The sequence below is a fragment of the Streptomyces sp. NPDC051051 genome (assembly GCF_040682975.1).
GTDB lineage: Bacteria > Actinomycetota > Actinomycetes > Streptomycetales > Streptomycetaceae > Streptomyces.
The window spans coordinates 1-21,132 of record NZ_JBFBCB010000047.1 but is presented as its reverse complement, the minus strand read 5'-3'; the positions used below and the strand labels follow the sequence as shown (position 1 = coordinate 21,132).

The following is a 21,132-nucleotide window of genomic DNA, read 5'->3' as shown; positions in this document are numbered from 1 at the left end:
ACGGCTGTCTGGTTTCTCACGGCGGCCGGTGGCCTGATTCAGACGCTGTGGGTGGCGGCGGGGGTCGAGCGGACGAACGCGTGGTCCTGCCACCGCCACTTGGCGCTCTCCTTGACGTCCGGGCAGCAACTGGGCACGTCGGCCGAGGAATAGCCGAGGTAGTCGGCGAGGACGGCGCCGTCGCCGACCGACAGGGCGGTGACGGTGCGGCGTTCCTTGGGGTCGACGAGTGTGGCGACGACCCGGGGGCCGGTCGCGCCGGCGGCCTGGGTGAGGACGTAGACGCCGTCGGGCGGGGTGCCCATGGGGGCGTCGCAGTGGACCGCGGCGACTGTTTCCGGCCTGCCGTCGCCGTCCAGGTCCCCGGAGGCCCTTTTCATCACCAGTGCCTTCACCGGGCCGCACTCGATGGGGAAGTCGACGCCCGTGGTGGCCGGGGCGGCCACGGTGACGGGCGCGGGGGCCGCGCCGGGGCCGCTCGCCTGGGCGGCGGTCGCGGGGCCGGGCTGGAGCACCGAGGACAGGGCCACGACGCCGGCGACGGCGGTGGCCGTCGCGACCCAGTGGATCGGCCGGGTGTGAGTGTGTGCCAGTTCCGGGACGGCGGATTGCTGCACGAGGAGCGTCTCCTGTGAGGGCTGTGCCGGTAGGGGCTGTGCCGGTGGGGGGTCTGCATCGTGCCACACGTCACAGTGCGGGGAACAGGGGGGTCGGGGATCCCGGGCGGTGCCAAACCGACGACGCCGTGGCCCAGTTCCGCAGGTTCACGGGAACTGGGCCACGGCGCCGGTTCGTTGGTGCGGCGTTCGCCCGCCCCGGGCGGCGGCTAGCGGGTGCCGCCGTCGGCGTTGGGGCCGGTGTAGTCCTCGCCGTAGGCGCCCTTGGCGGGGCGGCGGCGGCGCATCGGCGGCTCGACGCCGTCGGCCAGGCGGCGGGCGGTGAGGAGGAAGCCGGTGTGGCCGATCATGCGGTGGTCGGGGCGCACGGCCAGGCCCTCGACGTGCCAGTTGCGGATCATCGTCTCCCAGGAGGTCGGCTCGTTGAAGGAGCCGATCTCGCGGATGGACTCGACGGTCCGGGCGAGCTGGGTGGTGGTCGCGACGTAGCAGCACAGGATGCCGCCGGGGACGAGTGCCTTGGAGACGGCCTCCAGGCACTCCCAGGGGGCGAGCATGTCGAGGATGACGCGGTCCACGTCGGTGTCGCTGAGGTTGTCCTGGAGGTCGCCGACGGTGAGCTGCCAGGCGGGGTGCGGGCCGCCGAAGTAGCGCTCCACGTTCTGCTGGGCGATCTCCGCGAAGTCCTCGCGGCGCTCGTAGCTGTGCAGCATGCCCTGGTCGCCGATGGCACGCAGCAGGAAGCTGCTGAGCGAGCCGGAGCCGACGCCGGCCTCCACGACGCGCGCGCCGGGGAAGATGTCGGCGAAGGCGAGGATCTGCCCCGCGTCCTTGGGGTAGACCACGGCGGCGCCGCGGGGCATGGACAGGACGTAGTCGGGGAGCAGGGGGCGCAGCGCGAGGTAGGCGACGTTCCCGGTGGTGCGGACGACGCTGCCCTCGGGAGCACCGATCAGTTCGTCGTGCGGGAAGGAACCCTTGTGGGTGTGGAAATTCTTCCCGGCCTCGAGCGTGAACGTGTAGTGGCGGCCCTTGGGGTCGGTCAGCTGAACCTGGTCCCCGACCTTGAAGGGCCCGCGCCTGCGGGCGGCACCGGTCGGTTCGGACATGTGAACAGCCTACCGGGATTTGCGGGGGTCGCCGACCACCGGGGCCGCGGCTAGGAGGGCCTGGCCATGGCCTTCACGAAGGCGCGCTCGACGTCGGCCGCGGAGAGGACGCCGTAGATCTCGCCGGTCTCCTCGACCACCAGGTACTCGGTGGCGGGGGTGGCGCGCAGGGCGTCCAGGAGGTCCTCGCCGGCGAGTTCGGCGGAGACCCGCATGCCTTCGGTGAGGTCCTGGGCGAGGCCGCTGACCGCGACCCAGGGGCGGCGGTGTTCGGGTACGCCGACGATGGCGGCCTCGCGGACCAGGGAGAGGGGTTCGCCGTGGGCGTCGACGACGACGAGGGCGCGGGCGCCCGCGTCGTTGGCTCGGCGCAGTGCCTCGGAGAGCGGGGTGTTCGTCTCGACCGGGACCGCGCGGCGGGTCAGCTTGCGGGCGCGCAGGTCGGGGAGGTGCTCGCGCAGGCGGGCCATGCGCAGGCTGTTGCCGGCGCCGGTCCAGATGATCGCGGCGAGGATGGCGGCGAGCAGGGCGTCCAGGACGGTGTCCATGCCGACGCTGTCCTCGGCCTGGGAGCCGAGCGCCCCGGACTGGGTGAGGAGCGGGAGGCCGATCAGGACGGACACGGCGAGGGCGCGGCCGACCCAGGCGGCGGCGACGGTGCCGGTCATGGGCTTGCCGGTGATCTTCCAGACGACGGCGCGGAGCATACGGCCGCCGTCGAGCGGGAGTCCCGGCAGGAGGTTGAAGACCGCCACGATGAGGTTGGAGACCATCAGCCCGGCCAGCAGGACGCCGGGGACGGTGCCGGGCTCCACGGTCTGCATGGCGAGGTAGAAGAGGCCGGCGAGCACCAGGGAGAGCAGGGGGCCGACGAAGGCCAGCACGAACTCCCGGCCGGGCGTCTCGGCCTCCTTCTCGATCTCGGAGACGCCGCCGAAGAACTGGAGCTGGATGCGGCGGACCGGGAGCTTGAAGCGGAGGGCGGCGATGGTGTGCGCCAGCTCGTGGACGAGGACGGAGGCGTAGAAGGCGACCGCGAAGAAGAGGGCGACGAGGTAGCGGGCGGCGCCCAGCTCGGGCAGCACGCGGTCGAGCTGGCCGCCGAACACCCAGGTGATCAGCGCGGCGACCAGGAACCAGCTGGGGGCCACGTAGACGGGGACGCCGAAGGGGCGTCCCATCAGCAGGCCGCCGCGGGACTCCGGGGGGCGCGGGGGGCGGCGGCCCTTGGCGGGGGTGGGGGCGTCGCCGAGGGCCGGGGTGCTGTGGGCGTGGGGGCGGTCCGGGTGGAGGTCGTGGGGGTCGTGGGGGTCGTGGACGTCCGGGGTCCGGCGGGCCGTCGGGTCCGGGGTGCTCCCGGGTCGCGTCCCGGCCTTTCCGGCCGGCTCCGTCGCCTGCCGGTCCGTCCCGGCACGCTCGGTCTCCTGCGCCTCCTGGCCTTCCTGGCCCTCGCGGCCCTCACGGCCCTCACGGCCCTGCCGCTCCTCCCGGGCCGTCTCGTCCGTCGTCTCGTCCGCCGTCTCTTTCGCGGGACCGGCCCGCCGCTCCGCGGAGGTGCCGTCGACCTCGGCGGCGGTCTCCTCGGAGGCGGCCGGGGGCGCAGGTGTCACGTGGTGCCCGGCCGACTCCTCGCTGCCCGGCCGCGGCCGCCCGCTCCCGCCGCTTTCCACCACGGTGTCCCCTCGTTGGTTGCGACTCCCGCTCCTGCCGGGCGGGAGGGTCTGGGACCGATGGTATGCGTCCGTCGGGACGCGTCAGGCTCCGGCACCCCCTGTGTTTTCACGGCTGTCGCCTCTGTCGGCGGCGGTGCGGGGTCGCTGTCGGTGGCGGGCCGTAAGGTCTGTGGCATGGAGAGCAGCAGCGAGGGTGTCGCCCGGTCCGGCGACGAGGACGGCGTGGGGGGCCCGCCGGGGGTGGCGGCCGGGGCGGCGGTGCGGGCCGCCGGTGAGAAGGCCGTCGTCCCGGCGGCGCCCGCCTCGCTGTCGCCGTCGCGCGCCGGGGACTTCATGCAGTGTCCGCTGCTGTACCGGTTCCGGGTGATCGACCGGCTGCCGGAGAAGCCGAGCGCGGCGGCCACCAGGGGCACGCTGGTGCACGCGGTGCTGGAGCGTCTGTTCGACGCGCCGGCCGCGGAGCGGACCGCGCCGCGGGCCAGGTCGCTGGTCCCCGGTCAGTGGGAGCGGCTGCGCGAGTCCCGGCCGGAGGTCCTGGAGCTGTTCGCCGACGACCCCGGGGGCGAGCGACTGGCCGGCTGGCTGGCCGAGGCCGAGCGGCTGGTCGAGCGGTGGTTCACGCTGGAGGACCCGACGCGGCTGGAGCCCGCCGAGCGGGAGATGTTCGTGGAGACCGAGCTGGAGTCGGGGCTGAGGCTGCGCGGGATCATCGACCGGGTCGACGTGGCCCCCAACGGTGAGGTGCGGATCGTCGACTACAAGACGGGCAAGGCGCCCCGGCCCGAGTACGCCGAGGGCGCGCTGTTCCAGATGAAGTTCTACGCGCTGGTGGTGTGGCGGCTGAAGAACGTGATCCCCCGGCGGCTCCAGCTGGTGTACCTGGGCAGCGGTGACGTGCTGACGTACGACCCGGTGCGCGCCGATCTGGAGGGGGTCGAGCGCAAGCTGCTCGCGTTGTGGGAGGCGATCCGGCTCGCGACGGAGACGGGCGACTGGCGGCCGCGTCCGACGAAGCTGTGCGGGTGGTGCGACCACCAGGCGCACTGCCCGGAGTTCGGCGGCACTCCCCCGCCGTATCCGCTGCCGGTGCGGCCGGCCGGGGCTCCTCCGGCCGCGGGCGGGGGGACCGCATCGGCGTAGGCCGTCGGTGAGGGCGGCCGAGTCCGGCGTTGTCGCGCAGGGCAGAATGGGGCCGGACTACCGAAGGAGACTTACGTGGCCATCCGCGTCCTACTGGTCGACGACCAGCCTCTGCTGCGTACCGGCTTCCGGATGATTCTGGAGGCGGAGCAGGACATCGCGGTGGTCGGTGAGGCCGGCGACGGCCTCCAGGCCCTCGACCAGGTGCGGGCCCTGCAGCCCGATGTGGTTCTGATGGACATCCGTATGCCCCGCATGGACGGGGTGGAGGCGACGCGGCAGATCACCGGGCCGGGCCGGGACGGCCCGGCGAAGGTGCTGGTGCTGACGACCTTCGACCTCGACGAGTACGTGGTGGAGGCGCTGCGCGCCGGGGCGAGCGGGTTCCTGCTCAAGGACGCGCCCGCCAACGAGCTGGTGCAGGCGATCCGGGTGGTGGCGGGCGGCGAGGCGATGCTCGCGCCGAGCATCACCCGGCGGCTGCTCGACAAGTACGCCACGCATCTGCCCTCGGGCGACGAACCGGTGCCGGACACGCTGCACACGCTCACCGACCGCGAGGTCGAGGTGCTCAAGCTGGTGGCGCGGGGGCTGTCGAACGCGGAGATCGCCGCGGACCTGTTCGTCAGCGAGACGACCGTGAAGACACATGTCGGGCACGTGCTGACCAAGCTGGGTCTGCGCGACCGGGTGCAGGCCGCGGTGTACGCCTACGAGAGCGGTCTGGTGCGTCCCGGAGCGCAGTAGAGCGGGCCCCGTCCCGTACGGCACGGAGGGCGCCCCTTCCTGACAAGGGGCGCCCTCCGCGTTCGTGCGGGCCTCTCGGCCGCGGCGTCGCCGTCACCGACGGTGCGGCCGCCCTTCGGCGTTCGACAGGCCAGAGGCCGGCCCCGCCGCGACGGACGGGACCGGCCACTGGTCGCGCGTGTTCACGTGCGGGTGTCCCGCCACCGTGCCGGTGCTTCCGGGGCCGTCGTGGACGGCCCCGGGGACGAGGATTCCGTCACTCGCTGACGCCGCGGGAGAGCTCCCACAGCTGGAGGGTGGCGGAGGAGTTGAGCACGTAGGCGGTGCCCGTGACGTCGTCGCGGGAGGCGACGTACTGCTTGCCCTGCCACAGCGGCAGGATCGGGACGTCCTCGGCGACGATGTCCTGAATCTCCGTCAGCGTCTTGCCGGCGGACAGGCGGTCGGCCTCGCGGCGGGACTCGGGGATGAGCTCGTCGATGACCTTGCGGTTCTGGTACGGCGACTTGAGGAAGTTGTCCTTGTCGAGGAACGGCGCGATGTAGCTGTCGCCGTCGGCGAAGTCGGGGAACCAGCCCATGCCCCAGACGTCGTACTCGCCCTTGCGCTCGGCCGGGACGAAGGCGTCCCAGGCGGCGCCCTCGACGGAGACGTCGAACAGGCCGCTGTCGTTGAGCTGCTTCTTCAGCAGCTCGAACTCCTTCTTCGTGGCCGGACCGTAGTGGTCGGTCGTGTAGTGCAGCGTCAGCTTCACCGGGGTGGTGATGTCGGCCTTGGACAGCAGGTTCTTGGCCTTGCCGACGTTGGCGTCGCCGTACTTGTTGAAGAACGAGTTGGAGTGGCCGGTGACGGAGGCCGGGACCAGCGAGTAGAGGGGCTCGGCCTGGGAGCCGTACACGTCGGTGACGAGCTCGCCGCGGTCGACGATCTGGGCCATGGCCTGGCGGACCGCCTTCTCCTTCACCGTCGGGGCGGTGGTGTTGAAGGCGAGGTAGCGGATCTCGAGGCCGGCGAGTTCGACGATGTCGACGCTGCTGTCGGAGGAGGCGTCGGAGAGCTTCTGGATCTGCTCGGGCGACATGGTGCGGGTCATCACGTCGATGTCGCCCTTGTCGATGGCGGTGCCCATCTCCTCGGCGTCCGCGAAGGAGACCATCTCGACCTTGTCGTTCTTCACCTCGAGGGCCCCCTTGTAGTTGGGGTTCTTGGTGAAGACGGCGCGGGTCATCTCGTCGCCGTCGGTCTCGGCCTTGAGGGTGTACGGGCCGGAGCCGTCGACCTCGAAGCCGTCGCGCAGCTTGCCCTTGTCGTAGTCGTCGGGGTTGACGATGCCGGCGACCGGGGTCGACAGCTTGAACGGGAAGGTCGCGTCGGCGGTGTTGAGGTGGAAGATGACTTCGTTGTCACCCTTCGCCTCGACGGTGTCGACGGTCGACAGGAGGGCGAAGACGCCGGAGTCGGCCTTGATGGCGCGGGCCCGGTCGATGGAGAACTTGACGTCCTCGGCGGTGACGGCGTCGCCGTTGGCGAACTTCAGGTCCTTGCGGAGCTTGCAGGCGTAGCGCTCGTTGCCGGTGTCGGTGAAACCACAGCTCTCGGCGGCCTCGGGGACGGGTTCGCCCTCCCCCTTGGGCTGGATCATCAGGGTCTGCACGGTCTGGCGCAGGATGTTCCAGGTGCCGACGTCGTAGGAGTACGCCGGGTCGAGGGGCGCTGGGGCGTCCTTGGTGGCGGTGAACCGGTCGGTGGTGCCCACGACGATGGCGTCGCCGCTGCCGCTGCCGCTGTCGGACCCGCCACAGGCGGCGAGCACGGGCGCGAGCAGACCTGCCACGGCCGGCAGCACCAAAGTCTTGCGGTTCATGCTCGAGTTTCTCCAGAGCTGTCAGGTCCGTGTACCCGGCATGCAGGGGTGTCGCGGCGGATCACGGGGGTAGGGGCGAGGTTCTCGCGACGAGATTAGTCCGCGCCTGCACGAGGGTTCGCAGCCACCGGAGTTGAAAGCTCATCACGGAGCGAAACCGGGCGTGGACGCACCGAAAACCCGACAGCGGAATGATTCGTGCAGCGTCACACGAATCGGGACACAAGGACACGCCCGCACCCCCCGCACGGGGGTGGACTGCATGCCGACGCGACCCTGTCGAGACCCCCGGACGTGGCGAAGCTCACAGACCCGGCAACGGCCGCGCGCAGTGGAATTCGGCCGTCCGTGGCGGGATGAATTCACCGCGCACACATGCGCCGAATTCTCTTGCTATCAGCGGTGCACGCTGGGTGAAGGGCTCTCGCATTTCCGTCATCGGGGTTCACGGTTGATCTTCCCGGCGATCATTCGAGCGGCATCAGGCCGCGCAGGAATGTCAGGTCGACCTGTTCCAGCGAGGAGACGACGGTCCGCCGGCGGGCCGGGGCGATGGGCGCCACGGAGGGCACGGCGACGACGTGGCAGCCCGCCGCCTCGGCCGCGGCGACCCCGGTCGCGGTGTCCTCGACGACGGCGCATCTGGTCGGATCCACGCCGAGGCCGGCGGTGGCGAACAGGTAGGGGTCGGGGTGCGGCTTGGTGCGCGACACCTCGTCGCCGGCCACCGTCAGCGCGAAGTGCTGGGGGCCCAGCGAGGCCAGGACGCGGTCGATGATGCGGCGGTGCGAGGCGGAGACGAGGGCCGTCGGGACCTCGTGCGCCGCCAGCTCGGCCAGCAGCCGTGCGGCTCCCGGCATCAGGGGCAGGTGGCGTCCGATGCGCCGCTCGAAGCCGTCGTTGAGCAGGACGCTGAGTTCGGCGAGGGTGATGTCGGCGCCGGTCGCCTCGATCAGGAACCCGGCGCTGCGGCTCATGGGGCCGCCGACCACGACGTGGCGCCAGGAGTCGTCGAGGGTGTGGCCGAGCCCGGCGAAGACCTCGGCCTCGACGTCCCACCAGAAGCCCTCGGTGTCCACCAGGGTGCCGTCCATGTCGAGGAGCACCGCCTCGAGGGCCGAACCTTCGGCCGTGCGGGTTCCGAGCGCGGGGACCGTGCTGGTCATCCACGTACCTCCTTGAGGGACGAGCAGGCCGGTTCCCTCGGGGGAACCGGCCTGCAGTGGACCGACCAGTGTACGACTTGTCCGATCAATGTGCAGAACGAGATGCACCGGACGGTGTCCGACGCCTCACCGCGCGTTGAAGTACTTCGCCTCCGGGTGGTGGATCACGATGGCGTCCGTGGACTGCTCGGGGTGCAGCTGGAACTCCTCGGAGAGGTGGACGCCGATCCGCTCGGGCCGCAGCAGCTCGGCGATCTTGGCGCGGTCCTCCAGGTCGGGGCAGGCGCCGTAGCCGAGGGAGAAGCGGGCGCCGCGGTACTTGAGGGCGAACATCTCCTCGACGTCGGCCGGGTCCTCGCCGGCGAATCCCAGCTCCGACCGCACGCGCGCGTGCCAGTACTCGGCGAGGGCCTCCGCCAGCTGGACGGACAGGCCGTGCAGCTCGAGGTAGTCGCGGTAGGAGTTCGACTCGAAGAGCTTGGCGGTCTCCTCGCCGATGCGGGAGCCGACGGTGACGACCTGGAGGCCGACCACGTCGGTCTCCCCCGACTCCTCCGGGCGGAAGAAGTCCGCCAGGCACAGCCGGCGGCCGCGGCGCTGGCGGGGGAAGGTGAAGCGGGTCCGCTCGTTGCCCTGCTCGTCCAGGATGATCAGGTCGTCGTCCTTGGACACACAGGGGAAGTAGCCGTAGACGACGGCGGCTTCGAGCAGGTTCTCGGTCTGGAGCCTGTCCAGCAGTCCGCGCAGCCGCGGCCGGCCCTCGGTGTCGACGAGTTCCTCGTACGTCGGGCCGTCGCCGGTGCGGGCCTGCTTGAGACCCCACTGGCCCTTGAAGAGGGCGCCCTCGTCGAGCCAGGAGGCGTACTCCTTCAGCTGGATGCCCTTGATGACGCGGGTGCCCCGGAACGGCGGCTCGGGGACGGGGTTGTCGGTGGCGACGTCGGAGCGGACGTGTCCCTCCTCCGGGCGTTCGTCGACCTCGACGGCGGTGGCGCTCGGGCGGACCCGGCGCTGCCTGAGCTCGGGCAGCGCGGCGCCGGGGACGCCCCGCTTGACGCCGATGAGGGCGTCCATCAGGCGCAGGCCCTCGAAGGCGTCGCGGGCGTAGCGGACCTCGCCCTCGTAGACCTCGTGCAGGTCCTGCTCGACGTAGGAGCGGGTCAGGGCGGCGCCGCCGAGGATGACGGGGTAGTTCGCCGCCAGGCCGCGCTGGTTCAGCTCCTGCAGGTTCTCCTTCATGATCACCGTGGACTTGACCAGGAGCCCGGACATGCCGATGACGTCGGCGCGGTGCTCCTCGGCGGCCTCGAGGATCGCGGAGACCGGCTGCTTGATGCCGAGGTTGACGACGGTGTAGCCGTTGTTGGACAGGATGATGTCGACGAGGTTCTTGCCGATGTCGTGGACGTCGCCGCGGACGGTGGCCAGCACGATGGTGCCCTTGCCCTCCTCGCCCTCGACCTTCTCCATGTGGGGTTCGAGGTGGGCGACCGCGGTCTTCATGACCTCGGCCGACTGCAGGACGAACGGCAGCTGCATCTGGCCGGAGCCGAACAGCTCGCCGACGACCTTCATGCCGTCCAGGAGGGTCTCGTTGACGATCTCCAGGGCGGGGCGGCTCGCGAGGGCCTCGTCGAGGTCCGCCTCCAGGCCGTTGCGCTCACCGTCGATGATGCGGCGCTTGAGGCGCTCGTCCAGCGGCAGGGCGGCCAGTTCCTCGGCGCGGCCCGCCTTGAGGGACTTGGTGGTGGCGCCCTCGAACAGGGCCATGAGCTTCTGGAGGGGGTCGTAGCCCTCGCTGCGGCGGTCGTGGATGAGGTCGAGGGCGGTGGTGACCTCCTCCTCGGTGAAGCGGGCGATCGGGAGGATCTTGGACGCGTGCACGATCGCCGAGTCCAGGCCGGCCTTGACGCACTCGTCGAGGAAGACCGAGTTGAGCAGGACGCGGGCGGCCGGGTTGAGGCCGAAGGAGATGTTCGACAGGCCCAGCGTGGTCTGGACGTCGGGGTGGCGGCGCTTCAGCTCGCGGATCGCCTCGATGGTGGCGACGCCGTCCCCGCGCGACTCCTCCTGACCGGTGCAGATGGTGAAGGTCAGGGTGTCGATGAGGATGTCCTCCTCGCGGATGCCCCAGTTCCCGGTGAGGTCGTCGATGAGCCGTTCGGCGATCTCGACCTTCTTCTCGGGGGTGCGGGCCTGGCCCTCCTCGTCGATGGTGAGGGCGATCAGCGCGGCGCCGTGCTCCTGGGCCAGCCGGGTGACCCTGGCGAAGCGGGACTCGGGGCCGTCGCCGTCCTCGTAGTTGACGGAGTTGATGACCGCGCGGCCGCCGAGCTTCTCCAGGCCGGCCCTGATGACCTCGACCTCGGTGGAGTCCAGGACGATCGGCAGGGTGGAGGCGGTGGCGAAGCGGCCGGCGAGTTCCTCCATGTCGGCGACGCCGTCACGGCCGACGTAGTCCACGCACAGGTCGAGCATGTGGGCGCCTTCGCGGATCTGCTCGCGGGCGATCTCCACACAGTCGTCCCAGCGGCCCTCCAGCATGGCCTCGCGGAACTTCTTGGAGCCGTTGGCGTTGGTGCGCTCGCCGATGGCGAGGTAGGCGGTGTCCTGGCGGAAGGGGACGTTCTGGTAGAGCGAGGCGGCGCCGGGCTCGGGGCGGGGGTCGCGCTCGGCGGGGGCGAGGCCGCGGACGCGCTCGACGACCTGGCGCAGGTGCTCGGGGGTGGTGCCGCAGCAGCCGCCGATCAGGGAGAGGCCGTAGTCGCGGACGAAGTTCTCCTGGGCGTCCGCCAGTTCGGGGGCGGTGAGCGGATAGCTGGCACCGTCCTTGCCGAGCACCGGCAGGCCCGCGTTCGGCATGCAGGCGAGCGGGATGCGGGCGTTGCGGGCCAGGTAGCGCAGGTGTTCGCTCATCTCGGCGGGGCCGGTGGCGCAGTTCATGCCGATCATGTCGATGCCGAGCGGTTCCAGGGCCGTCAGGGCGGCGCCGATCTCGGAACCGAGCAGCATGGTGCCGGTGGTCTCCACGGTGACGGAGACGATGAGCGGCACGTCCAGTCCGGCGTTGCGGCGGGCGCGCTGGGCGCCGAGCACGGCGGCCTTGGTCTGGAGCAGGTCCTGGGTGGTCTCGACGATCAGGGCGTCGGCGCCGCCGGCGAGGAGGCCTTCCGCGTTCTGCTGGTAGGCGTCGCGCAGGGTGGTGTAGGCGACGTGCCCGAGGGTGGGCAGCTTGGTGCCGGGGCCGATCGAGCCGAGGACCCAGCGGGTCCGGCCGTCGCGTGCCGCGAAGGAGTCGGCCGTCTCGCGGGCGATGCGGGCGCCCGCCTCGGACAGTTCGTGGACCCGCTCGGGGATGTCGTACTCGGCCATGGCGGCGAAGTTCGCGCCGAAGGTGTTCGTCTCCACGCAGTCCACTCCGGCGGCGAAGTACTCCTCGTGCACCGAGCGCACGATGTCGGGCCGGGTGACGTTCAGGATCTCGTTGCAACCCTCGAGGTTCTGGAAGTCCTCCAGGGTGGGGTCCTGGGCCTGGAGCATCGTGCCCATCGCTCCGTCGGCCACCACCACTCGGGTGGCGAAGGCCTCGCGGAGCTCGGACGCACGGGTCCGGCTGTCGGCGGAAGGGGTCGGCGGCACAGAGGCCATGTAAGGGCTCCCTCGGGTGCGACGGCTGTCGGCTTCACGGCGCCCCGTGGTCACTCCCGGACCGTCCCGCGGGACGGTCGGGGAGTTTCCCGTGCGGGGCGCTCGCCGCCAGGGTAGCCGGGACCGGGGGCTTATGGTCAGGGCGTCCACGGGACGGACCGGGATCTGCCCCTGCTGTTGCCGGCGGGGGACGCGTGGTGCGACGGGACGACGAGATGACGGGATAGCGACCGACCATTAGCGGGAGGTCGGCATGGACCGGTAATGTTCGACAATGCCGAACGACGGCAGTACTGGCTGCGCGTGGACGGCCGAAGGGGACGGAGGCGGAACGGCGATGGCACGGAACATCCAGTCGCTCGAAAGGGCGGCCGCGATGCTGCGACTGCTCGCGGGCGGTGAGCGGCGGCTGGGCCTGTCGGACATCGCCTCGGCCCTGGGCCTGGCCAAGGGCACCGCCCACGGCATTCTGCGCACGCTCCAGCACGAGGGTTTCGTCGAACAGGACGACGCCTCCGGCCGCTACCAGCTGGGCGCGGAGCTGCTGCGCCTGGGCACCACCTACCTGGACGTGCACGAGCTGCGCGCGCGTGCCCTGGTGTGGACGGACGACCTGGCCCGCTCCAGCGGCGAGAGCGTGCACCTGGGTGTGCTGCACCAGCAGGGCGTGCTGATCGTGCACCACGTCTTCCGGCCCGACGACAGCCGGCAGGTCCTGGAGATCGGGGCCATGCAGCCGCTGCACTCGACGGCCCTGGGCAAGGTGCTGTCGGCGTACGACCCGGTCGCGCACAGCGAGGCCATGGAGGCCGACCGCAAGCCGTTCACCGAACGCACGGTGTGCGAGCCGGAGGACTTCGAGCAGCTCCTCGACCTCACGCGCGCGCGGGGGTACGCGGCGGACGTCGAGGAGACCTGGGAGGGCGTCGCCTCCGTCGCCGCGCCCATCCACGACCGGCGGCGCATGCCGGTGGGGGCGGTCGACATCACCGGCGCCGTGGAGCGCGTGTGCCGGGACGGCGAGGTGCGGCCCGAGCTGATCGCGGCCGTGCGGGACTGCGCCCGCGCCGTGTCGCGGGACCTGGGCGCCGGGCGGTTCTGAGGGCCGGGCAGAAGCGCACCGGGACGCCGGGACGGCGTTCCGGCCGTCGTCGTACCCGGTGCCGGGACGGCGTTCCGGCCGTCGCCGTCCCCGATGAGGGACATTCGGGGCGAGACGGTCGCCCCCGTGCGGCTCCGGTGGGCGAGGTCCCGCCGCCCGGACCGATAGGCACCCGCGATCAATAACGATCGTGCTTTCGATAACAGGACTCTTGACGCACCCGCGACGCCAGAGCGAGACTCCCGTCCATCGGTCGGCATTGTCGAACACCTACCGGCAATACGCGTTAGAGTGTGACAACGCCAAGGGCCGACATCGCTCTCACCCCGAGGGCAGCTCGAACTCCCGGAGGGACCCGGGGTTCGGTCCCCTGGACGAAGGACAAAGGAGTCGCGGGTGTCCAGCTCCGACATCTTCATCGGCGAGACCATCGGTACCGCCATACTCATCCTGCTCGGCGGTGGAGTCTGCGCCGCCGTGACGCTGAAGGCCTCCAAGGCCCGGAACGCCGGCTGGCTCGCCATCACCTTCGGGTGGGGCTTCGCCGTCCTCACGGCGGTCTACACCTCGGCGCCGCTGTCGGGTGCCCACCTGAACCCGGCCGTGACCCTGGCGCTCGCGATCAAGGACGGCGACTGGGGCAACGTCCCGGTCTACTGGGCCGGTCAGCTGCTCGGCGCCGCCATCGGCGCGGCCCTGGTGTGGGTCGCCTACTACGGCCAGTTCCAGGCGCACCTCACCGACCGCGAGATCGTCGGCGGTCCCGGCGCGCAGGACACGACGGCCAAGGCCGTCGAGGCCCAGGAGAAGGGTGCCGGCCCGGTGCTCGGCGTCTTCTCCACGGGCCCGGAGATCCGCAACACGGTGCAGAACCTCGCCACGGAGATCATCGGCACCGTCGTGCTGGTGCTCGCCGTCCTCACGCAGGGCCTGAACGACAAGGGCAACGGCCTGGGCACCCTGGGCGCGCTGATCACCGCGCTCGTGGTCGTCTCGATCGGCCTGTCCCTCGGCGGCCCGACCGGCTACGCGATCAACCCGGCCCGTGACCTGGGTCCGCGCATCGTGCACGCCCTCCTGCCCCTGCCCAACAAGGGTGGTTCCGACTGGGGCTACGCCTGGATCCCGGTGGTCGGTCCGCTGATCGGCGGAGCGATCGCCGCAGGTATCTACAACGTCGCATTCGCTTAGGAACATGAGCTTCACGCCGCACCCCGAGCGCGCGCCGTACGTACTGCCCCTCAACCACGGAATCTCCTGGAGCACACTGTGACCGACGCCCACACCGCCGGCCCGTTCATCGCCGCGATCGACCAGGGCACCACCTCCTCGCGCTGCATCGTCTTCGACCGCGACGGCCGGATCGTCTCCGTCGACCAGAAGGAACACGAGCAGATCTTCCCGAAGCCGGGCTGGGTCGAGCACGACGCCACCGAGATCTGGGCCAACGTCGAGGAGGTCGTCGCCTCCGCCATCGCGAAGGCCGGCATCACCCGCGACGACATCAAGGCCATCGGCATCACCAACCAGCGCGAGACCACTCTCCTGTGGGACAAGAACACCGGTGAGCCCGTCCACAACGCCATCGTCTGGCAGGACACCCGTACCGACGCCCTCTGCCGCGAACTCGGCCGCAACGTCGGCCAGGACCGCTTCCGCCGCGAGACCGGCCTGCCGCTGGCCTCGTACTTCGCCGGCCCGAAGGCCCGCTGGCTGCTCGACAACGTCGAGGGCCTGCGCGAGCGCGCCGAGGCCGGGGACATCCTGTTCGGCACCATGGACAGCTGGGTCATCTGGAACCTGACCGGCGGCGTCAACGGCGGCCGGCACGTCACCGACGTCACCAACGCCTCGCGCACCATGCTGATGAACCTGCACACCCTGGAGTGGGACCCGAAGATCGCCGAGTCCATCGGCGTTCCGCTGGCGATGCTCCCGGAGATCCGCTCCTCCGCCGAGGTCTACGGCGAGATCACCAGCGGCAAGCTGGGCGATCTGCTAGGCGGCATCCCGGTCGCCTCCGCGCTCGGCGACCAGCAGGCGGCCCTGTTCGGCCAGACCTGTTTCGCGGAGGGCGAGGCCAAGTCGACGTACGGCACCGGCACGTTCATGCTGATGAACACCGGCGACAAGATCATCAACTCGTACTCCGGCCTGCTGACCACCGTCGGCTACCGCATCGGCGACGACAAGCCGGTCTACGCCCTGGAAGGCTCCATCGCCGTCACCGGTTCGCTGGTGCAGTGGATGCGCGACCAGATGGGCCTGATCTCCACCGCCGCCGAGATCGAGACCCTCGCGCTGTCGGTCGAGGACAACGGCGGCGCGTACTTCGTGCCGGCCTTCTCCGGCCTGTTCGCCCCCTACTGGCGCCCCGACGCCCGCGGTGTGATCGCCGGCCTCACCCGGTACGTCACCAAGGCGCACCTCGCGCGCGCCGTCCTGGAGGCGACCGCCTGGCAGACCCGTGAGATCAGCGACGCCATGACCAAGGACTCCGGCGTCGAGCTGGCGGCCCTCAAGGTCGACGGCGGCATGACCTCCAACAACCTGCTGATGCAGACCCTCTCGGACTTCCTGGACGCGCCGGTCGTGCGCCCGATGGTCGCCGAGACGACCTGCCTCGGCGCCGCCTACGCCGCCGGCCTCGCCGTCGGCTTCTGGACCAGCACCGACGACCTGCGCGCCAACTGGCGGCGGGCCGCCGAGTGGACCCCCCGCATGGACGCGGAAACCCGCGACCGTGAGTACAAGAGCTGGCTCAAGGCCGTCGAGCGGACCATGGGCTGGATCGCCGATGAAGACTGACGAGGAGTAAGAACCGCAATGACCACTGAGTCCACCCTGAAGTCCGTGCCTGCCCTCGGTACGCGCCCGGCCTCCGGCTCGAACCCGAGCCGTGCCGAGACCCGGGAGCAGCTCGCCAAGGCGTCGTACGACCTCCTCGTGATCGGCGGCGGCATCCTGGGCATCTCCACCGCCTGGCACGCCGCGCAGTCCGGCCTCAGGGTGGCAGTGGTCGATGCCGGCGACTTCGCCGGCGCCACGTCCTCCGCCTCCTCCAAGCTGCTCCACGGCGGTCTGCGCTACCTGCAGACCGGCGCGGTGAAGCTGGTGGCGGAGAACCACTTCGAGCGCCGTGCGGTGTCCCGTCAGGTGGCCCCCCACCTGGCGAACCCGCTCACGTTCTACCTCCCCGTGTACAAGGGCGGGCCGCACGGCGCGGCGAAGCTCGGGGCGGGCGTGTTCGCCTACTCCGCGCTGTCGGCCTTCGGCGACGGCGTGGGTCACCTGCTGTCGCCGGCCAAGGCCCGGCAGGACGTGCCCGAGCTGCGCACCGAGAACCTCAAGGCCGTGGCCGTGTACGGCGACGACCAGATGAACGACGCCCGGATGGCGCTGATGACGGTGCGCGCGGCCGTCGAGGCGGGCGCGGTGGTGCTCAACCACGCCGAGGTGACCGGACTGCGCTTCACCAAGGGCCGGGTGACGGGCGCCGAGCTTCGCGACCGTCTCTCCGGCGACGAGTTCGGCGTCAACGCCCGGCTGGTGCTCAACGCGACCGGGCCGTGGGTGGACCACCTGCGCCGGATGGAGGACCCCCAGGCCGCGCCGTCGATCCGGCTGTCGAAGGGCGCGCACCTGGTCCTGAAGCGGACGTCCCCGTGGAAGGCCGCGCTGGCGACCCCCATCGACAAGTACCGGATCACCTTCGCCCTCCCCTGGGAGGACATGCTGCTGCTCGGCACGACCGACGAGGTGTACGAGGGCGACCCGGCGGACGTCTCGGTCACCGAGAAGGACACCGCGCAGATACTCGACGAGGCCGCGTTCTCCATCCGTGACCAGCAGCTCGACCGTGATCTGATCACGTACGCGTTCGCCGGTCTGCGGGTGCTGCCGGGCGGTCCCGGCGACACCGCGAAGGCCAAGCGGGAGACGGTGGTGACCGAGGGCAAGGGCGGCATGCTGTCGGTCGCGGGCGGCAAGTGGACGACCTTCCGGCACATCGGGCGGACGGTCATGCAGAAGCTGGAGGCGCTGCCGGGCCACCCGCTCGGTGACGACTTCGAGCCGATCTCCGCGCTGCCGAAGAAGCTGCCGCTGCCCGGAGTCGCCAACCCGCGCGCGGTCGCCCACCGGCTGCTCGTCGACCACCCGGCGCCGGGTCCGCGCATGGCGGCCGACACCGCCAGGCACCTGGCCACGCACTACGGTTCACTGGCCTTCGACATCGCCCGGCTGGCGAACGAGAACCCGGAGCTGGGCGAGCGCGTGCACCCCGACGCCCCGGAGATCTGGGCGCAGGTCGTGTATGCCCGGGACCACGAGTGGGCCGAGACGCAGGACGACGTGCTGCGCCGCCGCACGACCCTGACGATCCGCGGCCTGGCCACGGACGAGGTCCGCGCGAAGGTGCAGGACCTGCTCGACAAGAAGTAGCCGCTGCGGCGGGAAAGGGACGGCCCCTCCAGTGAGGGGCCGTCCCTTTTTCGTGTCCCCCCGTGTTCCTGTGGCTCCTGTGGCTCCTGCGGCGGGAGGAGACGGATCGACTGCCGACGCGACCGCACGACACCGTAATGTCTGCCAGACATCCGATGTCTGGGCACGGGACAGCGGCGACGCGCGACAGGGAGGCCGGTCATGGCAGTCACCGACGAGGCGATCGAGAAGATCAAGGGCATGATCGTCTCCGGTGCGCTGCGCCCCGGGGACCGGCTTCCCAAGGAGAGCGAGCTGGCCGCCGAACTGGGCCTGTCCCGCAACTCCCTGCGCGAGGCGGTGCGCGCCCTGTCGCTGATCCGGATCCTGGACGTGCGGCAGGGCGACGGCACGTACGTGACCAGTCTCGATCCCCAACTGCTGCTGGAGGCAATGAGCTTCGTCGTCGACTTCCACCGCGACGACACGGTCCTGGAGTTCCTGGCCGTGCGCCGCATTCTGGAGCCGGCCGCGACGGCGATGGCCGCCCTGCGTCTCAGTGATCAGCAACTGGACTCCCTGGAAGCCCAGTTGGACGGACTGGGCAGCACGCCTTCGGTGGCCGAACTGGTCGCCTGCGATGTGGAGTTCCACCGGGGCATCGTGCGCGGCGCCGGCAACTCGGTGCTGTGCTCCCTCCTCGACGGTCTGTCCGGGCCCACCACGCGGGCCCGGATCTGGCGCGGTCTGACCCAGGAGGACGCGGTCGCGGGCACCCTGCGCGAGCACCGGGCGATCCTCTCGGCGCTGCGCGACCGGGACGCGGAGGCGGCCGGATCGTGGGCGACGGTGCACATCGCGAGCGTGGAACAGTGGCTGAGGTCGAGCCTGTGAGCGGCGTCCTACGAGGGGTGTCCGGGGGTGGTGAACGGGGCAGTGATCCGTTCACTGGCCCGCGCAAGGGGGCTGCGGGCGCCCCCGCCGGACGCCGTAAGGTTGGGTGGTCAGGCGAGGGCACGTCGGAAGGAGGCGCTGGGTGATCGAGCTCGAGGGGGTTCCCGAGCTGATCGACCCGGTCATGGTGGCCGCGTTCGAGGGCTGGAACGATGCCGGCGACGCCGCTTCCACCGCGGTCGCGCATCTGGAGCGGGAGTGGAAGGGCGAGGTGTTCGCGGCGCTGGACGCCGAGGACTACTACGACTTCCAGGTGAACCGGCCCACGGTGTGGATGGACGCCGGAGTACGCAAGATCACGTGGCCGACGACAAGGTTGTCGGTGGTGCGCGTCGGCGGCGAGAAGCCGCGCGACCTGGTGCTCGTGCGCGGCATCGAACCGTCCATGCGCTGGCGCTCGTTCTGCAACGAGCTGCTCGGCTTCGCGCACGAGCTGGGCGTGGAACTGGTCGTCATCCTGGGCGCCCTGCTGGGCGACACCCCGCACACCCGTCCGGTGCCGATCAGCGGGACCACGTCCGACGCGGACCTGGCCCGGCGCATGGACCTGGAGGAGACGAAGTACGAGGGCCCCACGGGCATCGTCGGTGTCCTCCAGGAGGCGTGCACGCACGCGGGCGTGCCGGCGGTCAGCCTCTGGGCCGCCGTACCGCACTACGTGTCGCAGCCGCCGAACCCGAAGGCCACGCTGGCTCTCCTCAACCGGCTGGAGGACCTGATCGACGTGCGCATCCCGCTGGGTGAACTGCCCGAGGACGCGCGCGCCTGGCAGGTGGGGGTGGACCAACTGGCCGCGGAGGACAGCGAGGTCGCGGAGTACGTCCAGACGCTGGAGGAGGCCCGTGACACCGCGGAGCTGCCGGAGGCCTCGGGTGAGGCGATCGCCCGGGAGTTCGAGCGGTATCTGCGGCGCCGGGACGGCGGCGGGCCGCCCGGCCCCGGGGAGCGGACGCGGCCTCCGAAGCCGCCGAGGCCGAGCGGGGACAGCGCCGACGAGGACGATTCGTCGGAGGACTGAGCGGATCGGCCGCGCGCGGCCGGACGGACGAGGCCAACTGAGCGGAGTCGGCTGCCGCGCGCGGCCGGACAAATGTGAACGGATGTGAACGGGGCGGTGCGGGGGCGCACCGCCCCGTCGCACGACGGGGACCGCCCGGGGCCGGACACACGGCCGGGGCGCCTCCCCGCGCGGAGGAGGCGCCCCGGCGTACGGCTCCGGTGGGCTACAGCGCCACGCCCAGCAGCGCGTCCACCGCTCGCGACACCACGCCGGGCGCCCCGATGTCCGTGCCGCCCCGCTCCTGCTGGAGTGCGGCCCAGCGGTCGACGGCGGCCAGCGCGGCCGGGGCGTCCAGGTCGTTCGCCAGGGCCGCGCGGATCTCGTCCACCAGGGCCTCGGCGGGCGGACCGTCGGGCCGGGAGACGGCCGCGCGCCAGCGCCCGAGCCGGTCCACGGCGTCCTGGAGGACCTGGTCGGTCCATTCCCAGTCGGCCCGGTAGTGGTGGGCGAGGAGCGTGAGCCGGATCGCGGCGGGGTCGACGCCGTCCTGGCGCAGCTTCGAGACGAAGACGAGGTTGCCCTTGGACTTGGACATCTTCTCGCCGTCCAGCGCGACCATGCCGGCGTGGACGTACGCCTTGGCCATGGGGAACTCGCCGGTGAGCACCTGGGCGTGCGAGGCTCCCATCTCGTGGTGCGGGAAGGCGAGGTCGGAGCCGCCGCCCTGCACGTCGAAGCCCATGCCGAGGTGGTCCAGGGCGATGGCGACGCACTCGATGTGCCAGCCCGGCCGGCCGCGGCCCAGCGAGCCGCCGTCCCAGCTCGGCTCGCCCTCGCGGACCGCCATCCACAGCATCGGGTCGAGCGGGTTCTTCTTGCCGGGCCGGTCCGGGTCCCCACCGCGCTCGGCGGACAGCAGCCGCATGGCGGCGGCGTCCAGGCCGGAGACCTTGCCGAAGTTCGGGTCGGACCCGACGGAGAAGTAGACGTCCCCCTCGAGTTCGTAGGCGGCGCCGAGCTCGCGCAGCCGCTCGACGAGCGGGACGATGCCGGGTATGGCCTCGACGGCGCCTATGTAGTGCCGCGGCGGCAGCATCCGCAGGGCCGTCATGTCCTCGCGGAAGAGCGCCGTCTCCTTCTCGGCGAGGGCGACCCAGTCGACGCCGTCCCGCTCCGCGCGCTCCAGGAGCGGGTCGTCGACGTCGGTGACGTTCTGGACGTAGTGAACCTGCCGCTTGGTGTCGAGCCACACGCGCTGAACGAGGTCGAACGCGTTGTAGGTCGCCGCGTGACCCATGTGGGTCGCGTCGTACGGCGTGATGCCGCAGACGTAGATACGGGCGACGGGACCGGGGTCGAGGGTGACGAGGCCGCCGGTCGCGGTGTCGTGGATCCTCAGGTCGCGGCCCTGACCAGGCAGGGCGGGGACCTCGGAAGCGGGCCAGGCATGCATGTCATGAGCCTAACCGGAGGGCTCCGCCGGGTACGAACCGGAGCGGGCCGGATGACCGGGAAGGCACTCTTGCACGGTTCCGTCCCGCATGCTGGGGCCGGCATGCGGGACGAGACGGGACCGACTGGGGCGGGACCGGGCGGGGCTAGGGCGTGTTTCGAAAGTAGCGTCGTCTGCCCGAAGGGCAGGCCCGGCGGCGTCTGGTGCGTGCGATCGCAAGGCGGAGGGTCGCCCCGA

Annotated in this window: 15 protein-coding genes; 8 read left to right on the top strand and 7 right to left on the bottom strand. The window is 71.4% G+C overall.

Annotation, left to right across the window (positions count from 1 at the left end; translation table 11 throughout):
- Positions 1-38 precede the first annotated feature (38 nt).
- The 3 genes from AB0N31_RS28820 to AB0N31_RS28810 all read right to left on the bottom strand — a co-directional run bounded on the left by AB0N31_RS28820 (position 39) and on the right by AB0N31_RS28810 (position 3,399).
- A complete protein-coding gene (locus tag AB0N31_RS28820) occupies positions 39-617 on the bottom strand; it encodes a hypothetical protein (protein WP_366061367.1) in 579 nt (192 codons plus the stop codon).
- A 209-nt stretch (positions 618-826) separates the two neighbouring features.
- Positions 827-1,726, bottom strand: a complete 900-nt coding sequence (locus tag AB0N31_RS28815) for a tRNA (adenine-N1)-methyltransferase (RefSeq protein ID WP_366061366.1) — start codon at positions 1,724-1,726, stop codon at positions 827-829.
- Positions 1,727-1,776: 50 nt separating this feature from the next.
- Complete coding sequence (locus tag AB0N31_RS28810) at positions 1,777-3,399, bottom strand: site-2 protease family protein (protein WP_366061365.1); 1,623 nt, start codon at positions 3,397-3,399, stop codon at positions 1,777-1,779.
- A 174-nt stretch (positions 3,400-3,573) separates the two neighbouring features.
- Between AB0N31_RS28810 and AB0N31_RS28805 the strand changes: the two genes are divergently transcribed.
- Together AB0N31_RS28805 and AB0N31_RS28800 are read left to right on the top strand one after the other, a co-directional pair.
- Positions 3,574-4,539 carry a RecB family exonuclease gene (locus AB0N31_RS28805; protein WP_366061364.1) on the top strand — a complete coding sequence of 322 codons (966 nt, stop codon included), beginning with the start codon at positions 3,574-3,576 and terminating at the stop codon, positions 4,537-4,539.
- Positions 4,540-4,614: 75 nt separating this feature from the next.
- The gene (locus AB0N31_RS28800) at positions 4,615-5,286 is read left to right on the top strand and encodes a response regulator transcription factor (RefSeq protein WP_016434400.1); all 672 of its coding nucleotides are present in this window, start codon (positions 4,615-4,617) and stop codon (positions 5,284-5,286) included.
- A 256-nt stretch (positions 5,287-5,542) separates the two neighbouring features.
- On the opposite strand, the gene AB0N31_RS28795 is transcribed toward AB0N31_RS28800, so the two are convergent.
- The 3 genes from AB0N31_RS28795 to metH all read right to left on the bottom strand — a co-directional run bounded on the left by AB0N31_RS28795 (position 5,543) and on the right by metH (position 11,964).
- Complete coding sequence (locus AB0N31_RS28795) at positions 5,543-7,150, bottom strand: ABC transporter substrate-binding protein (protein ID WP_366061363.1); 1,608 nt, start codon at positions 7,148-7,150, stop codon at positions 5,543-5,545.
- Between the two features lie 467 nt (positions 7,151-7,617).
- The gene (locus AB0N31_RS28790; RefSeq protein ID WP_366061362.1) at positions 7,618-8,316 is read right to left on the bottom strand and encodes an HAD family phosphatase; all 699 of its coding nucleotides are present in this window, start codon (positions 8,314-8,316) and stop codon (positions 7,618-7,620) included.
- Positions 8,317-8,442: 126 nt separating this feature from the next.
- Positions 8,443-11,964: a methionine synthase gene (gene metH, locus AB0N31_RS28785; protein ID WP_366061361.1), complete on the bottom strand. Its 3,522-nt coding sequence runs from the start codon at positions 11,962-11,964 to the stop codon at positions 8,443-8,445.
- Between the two features lie 337 nt (positions 11,965-12,301).
- Here metH and AB0N31_RS28780 point away from each other — a divergent pair, with 337 nt between their 5' ends.
- From AB0N31_RS28780 to AB0N31_RS28755, 6 genes are all read left to right on the top strand, one after another.
- Positions 12,302-13,066 carry an IclR family transcriptional regulator gene (locus AB0N31_RS28780; protein ID WP_366061360.1) on the top strand — a complete coding sequence of 255 codons (765 nt, stop codon included), beginning with the start codon at positions 12,302-12,304 and terminating at the stop codon, positions 13,064-13,066.
- Positions 13,067-13,462: 396 nt separating this feature from the next.
- Entirely contained in the window at positions 13,463-14,257 is a 795-nt protein-coding gene (locus AB0N31_RS28775) for an MIP/aquaporin family protein (protein ID WP_366061359.1), read from the top strand.
- Positions 14,258-14,335: 78 nt separating this feature from the next.
- Positions 14,336-15,874: a glycerol kinase GlpK gene (glpK, locus tag AB0N31_RS28770; RefSeq protein ID WP_366061358.1), complete on the top strand. Its 1,539-nt coding sequence runs from the start codon at positions 14,336-14,338 to the stop codon at positions 15,872-15,874.
- An 18-nt stretch (positions 15,875-15,892) separates the two neighbouring features.
- Positions 15,893-17,509, top strand: a complete 1,617-nt coding sequence (locus tag AB0N31_RS28765) for a glycerol-3-phosphate dehydrogenase/oxidase (protein ID WP_366061357.1) — start codon at positions 15,893-15,895, stop codon at positions 17,507-17,509.
- A gap of 201 nt (positions 17,510-17,710) precedes the next feature.
- Positions 17,711-18,382, top strand: a complete 672-nt coding sequence (locus tag AB0N31_RS28760) for a FadR/GntR family transcriptional regulator (protein WP_366061356.1) — start codon at positions 17,711-17,713, stop codon at positions 18,380-18,382.
- Positions 18,383-18,524: 142 nt separating this feature from the next.
- On the top strand, positions 18,525-19,460 hold the full coding sequence (locus tag AB0N31_RS28755; protein WP_366061355.1) for a PAC2 family protein: 936 nt from the start codon (positions 18,525-18,527) through the stop codon (positions 19,458-19,460).
- 205 nt (positions 19,461-19,665) lie between these two features.
- Here AB0N31_RS28755 and mshC read toward each other — a convergent pair whose 3' ends face one another.
- Positions 19,666-20,895, bottom strand: a complete 1,230-nt coding sequence (mshC, locus tag AB0N31_RS28750) for a cysteine--1-D-myo-inosityl 2-amino-2-deoxy-alpha-D-glucopyranoside ligase (protein WP_366061354.1) — start codon at positions 20,893-20,895, stop codon at positions 19,666-19,668.
- Positions 20,896-21,132: the final 237 nt, after the last annotated feature.

Bases quoted from the DNA above. Each gene is read 5' to 3' on its own strand.
- AB0N31_RS28805 (WP_366061364.1), top strand. From the start codon at position 3,574: ATGGAGAGCAGCAGCGAGGGTGTCGCCCGGTCCGGCGACGAGGACGGC.
- AB0N31_RS28815 (WP_366061366.1), bottom strand. From the start codon at position 1,726: ATGTCCGAACCGACCGGTGCCGCCCGCAGGCGCGGGCCCTTCAAGGTC.
- AB0N31_RS28795 (WP_366061363.1), bottom strand. From the start codon at position 7,150: ATGAACCGCAAGACTTTGGTGCTGCCGGCCGTGGCAGGTCTGCTCGCG.
- AB0N31_RS28765 (WP_366061357.1), top strand. From the start codon at position 15,893: ATGACCACTGAGTCCACCCTGAAGTCCGTGCCTGCCCTCGGTACGCGC.
- metH (WP_366061361.1), bottom strand. From the start codon at position 11,964: ATGGCCTCTGTGCCGCCGACCCCTTCCGCCGACAGCCGGACCCGTGCG.
- mshC (WP_366061354.1), bottom strand. From the start codon at position 20,895: ATGCATGCCTGGCCCGCTTCCGAGGTCCCCGCCCTGCCTGGTCAGGGC.
- AB0N31_RS28780 (WP_366061360.1), top strand. From the start codon at position 12,302: ATGGCACGGAACATCCAGTCGCTCGAAAGGGCGGCCGCGATGCTGCGA.
- AB0N31_RS28790 (WP_366061362.1), bottom strand. From the start codon at position 8,316: ATGACCAGCACGGTCCCCGCGCTCGGAACCCGCACGGCCGAAGGTTCG.
- AB0N31_RS28760 (WP_366061356.1), top strand. From the start codon at position 17,711: ATGGCAGTCACCGACGAGGCGATCGAGAAGATCAAGGGCATGATCGTC.